Source organism: Leisingera sp. F5, assembly GCF_001593695.1.
In genome coordinates, this window is record NZ_LUKH01000378.1 from 1 (window position 1) to 2,645 (window position 2,645).

The 2,645-nt window shown below is 63.5% G+C and carries 4 protein-coding genes; 1 reads left to right on the top strand and 3 read right to left on the bottom strand.

All coding sequences use genetic code 11. The annotated features are described in order from the left end of the window. Positions 1-223: hypothetical protein (locus A2I95_RS30555; protein ID WP_291735914.1), on the top strand; the 223-nt coding region annotated here is incomplete at its 5' end. 53 nt (positions 224-276) lie between these two features. On the opposite strand, the gene mmsB is transcribed toward A2I95_RS30555, so the two are convergent. From mmsB to A2I95_RS30570, 3 genes are all read right to left on the bottom strand, one after another. Further along, the gene (mmsB, locus tag A2I95_RS30560) at positions 277-1,152 is read right to left on the bottom strand and encodes a 3-hydroxyisobutyrate dehydrogenase (protein WP_027259061.1); all 876 of its coding nucleotides are present in this window, start codon (positions 1,150-1,152) and stop codon (positions 277-279) included. Beyond that, positions 1,149-2,195 carry an enoyl-CoA hydratase/isomerase family protein gene (locus tag A2I95_RS30565; protein WP_291735916.1) on the bottom strand — a complete coding sequence of 349 codons (1,047 nt, stop codon included), beginning with the start codon at positions 2,193-2,195 and terminating at the stop codon, positions 1,149-1,151. The genes mmsB and A2I95_RS30565 overlap by 4 nt, the downstream gene beginning before the upstream one ends. A 51-nt stretch (positions 2,196-2,246) precedes the next feature. After that, positions 2,247-2,645 (bottom strand): acyl-CoA dehydrogenase family protein (locus A2I95_RS30570; protein ID WP_291735918.1); only part of this gene is annotated, 399 nt, incomplete at its 5' end.

Sequence of the window (2,645 nt, forward strand, 5' to 3'; positions counted from 1 at the left end):
TCTCCTCCGCCATCTGGGTGGCGGTCGCGGAAGAATTGATGTTCAGTTCCGTTGCCGTGGCCATATCGGGCAGCAAGCCTCCGGGTGCGCGAGGGTTAACGATCGCTTACCGGAATGCTGCTCAACTTGGACGGAACTGTGGCAGACCAGTGCCGGAATTCGGGAGTTTATTCGAATTTCACGGGTATTCTCGGAGAAAGCAGATGAAAAAGGCGGCCTGTGACGGGCCGCCTGAAACAAGTGTTTTCGAGGAACCGGGCTTGAGGCCGCGCGCTGTCAGCCGTCGCGGCTGCGTTTCTCAAACCGCGGCAGCATGGCAGAGAAGTCCATGCCCTTGCCGCCCTCGTCCTCGACGAACTTCTTGTAAAGCGCCATTGCCAGTTCGCCCATTGGCGTGTCGGCATCGGCGCTGGCCGCGGCCTGCTGGCTGAGGCCAAGGTCCTTGAGCATCAGTTCAGCCGCAAAACCGGGCTGGTAGCTGTTGTCGGCAGGCGACTGCGGGCCGACGCCGGGCGCCGGGCAATAGGCGTTCATGGTCCAGCTGTAGCCGGAGGAGGTGGAGACCACGTCGAACATCTTTTGCCGGTCGAGGCCCAGCTTGTCGGCCAGCGCAAAGGCTTCGCAGGTGGCGATCATGGTGACGCCGAGGATCATGTTGTTGCAGATCTTGGCGGCCTGGCCGGCACCGGCCTCGCCGCAATGCACGGCCTTCTGGCCCATGATGCCAAACAGCGGCTCTGCGGCGGCAAAGGCGTCTGCCGAACCGCCGGCCATAAAGGTGAGCGTGCCGCCCGCGGCGCCGCCGATGCCGCCGGAGACCGGGGCGTCAACGGAGAGCAGACCCGCGGCTTGGGCCTGTTCGGCCACCGCGCGGGCCGAGTCCACGTCGACGGTGGAACAGTCGATAAAGGCCGCGCCCTTGGCCATGGCCGGGATGATTTCAGCGGCGACAAGGCGCAGGATGGCGCCGTTGGGCAGCATGGTGATGACCGCATCGGCGCCTGCCGCGGCCTCGGGGCCGGTGGCGGCCATGGTCACTCCTTCGATACTGACATCGGCCATATCAAAACCGGTGACCTCGTGGCCTGCCTTGGCCAGGTTGGCGGCCATCGGCCCGCCCATGTTGCCAAGTCCGATAAATCCGATCTTCATGAGTTTTCCTCCTCAAATGTCAGCGCATCGGCGCCCAGCGGCGCCAGCATGTCCTCAACCGCCTGTGCCGGCACCGGCTGGCCCGCATATTGCCATTGCGGATTGCGGTCCTTGTCAATGATTTGGGCCCGGATGCCTTCCAGAAAGTCGCTCTTGTCCATGGCGCGGAAGGTATAGCGGTATTCCAGATCCAGGGCCCGGCGGATAGCGGGGCCATCAGCGCGCAGGCGGCGCAGCATTTCCAGCGTGCAAGCCATCGACAGTGGAGAATTGCGGTTTAAGGATTTCAGCGCGGCGGCGGTAAAATCGCTGTCTTCCGCCCGCAAACCGTCAAGGATGGCCTCCAGGTTGTCTTTGCCGAAATGTCTGGCGGTGTCGTTGCGGACCCCGCGCAGCTTGCCTTCCGGCGCGGGCTGGGCTGCGTCCTCCACCGGTTTGGCACTGCCGGTTTCCTCCAGCACGGCGATCAGCGCGGGCCATTGGTCCTGCGGAATGAAATAGTCTGCAAAACCGGCAAGGATCGCATCATCGGCGCCCATGCGCGCGGCTGTCATGCCCAGGTATTCGCCCAGGTGGTCCGGCGCCAGTGCCAGCATCAGGGAACCGCCAACATCCGGTACCAGGCCGATGCTGACCTCCGGCATGGCGATTTGGCTGGTCTCGCCGACCACCCGGTGGGTGCCGTGGCAGCCGATACCGACACCGCCGCCCATGGTGAAACCCTGCATGAAGCTGATCACCGGCTTCTTGTATTCAAAGATCAGCGCGTTCAGCCGGTATTCATCGCGCCAGAAGGTGCGGCCATAGCTGTAATCGCCCTTGGTGCCGGTGTCATACAGCTCGGCAATGTCGCCGCCGGCGCAAAACGCCTTGTCGCCCTCGGCGTCGATCACCACCAGCTTAACGCTGGCATCCGTGGCCCAGTCGCGCATGGCGGCGTCGATCGCCATGCACATCTCGTAGCTCATCGCGTTCAGCGCCTTGGGGCGGGTGAAGGTGATGCGGCCGGCCTGGCCGGTCTTGCGGATATGAATGTCGCTCATTCCGGTTGCTCCGTCATAGGTGTACGCCAAGGCCATTGTGCTGATCGCAGATTACTCTGCAATCAGCTGGCGCGCGACGATCAGGCGCATGATTTCGTTGGTGCCTTCCAGGATCTGGTGGACGCGCAGGTCGCGGACGATCTTCTCAACACCGTAATCGGCCAGGTAACCGTAACCGCCGTGCAGTTGCAAACACCCGTTGGCAACGTCAAAGGCCGTGTCGGTGACCATCAGCTTGGCCATGGCGCAGAACTTGCTGGCGTCATGGGCGCCGGTGTCCAGCTTCCATGCCGCCTGGCGCAGGAAGGTGCGGGCGGCCTGCAGGCGGGTTTCATACTCCGCCAGCCGGAATTGCAGCGCCTGGAACTGGTTGATCGGTTTGCCGAACGCCTTGCGCTCCGACATGTATTGCACGGTCTGGTCCAGCGCCGTCTGGGCGCCGCCCAGGGC

Bases quoted from the DNA above. Each gene is read 5' to 3' on its own strand.
- mmsB (WP_027259061.1), bottom strand. From the start codon at position 1,152: ATGAAGATCGGATTTATCGGACTTGGCAACATGGGCGGGCCGATGGCC.
- A2I95_RS30565 (WP_291735916.1), bottom strand. From the start codon at position 2,195: ATGAGCGACATTCATATCCGCAAGACCGGCCAGGCCGGCCGCATCACC.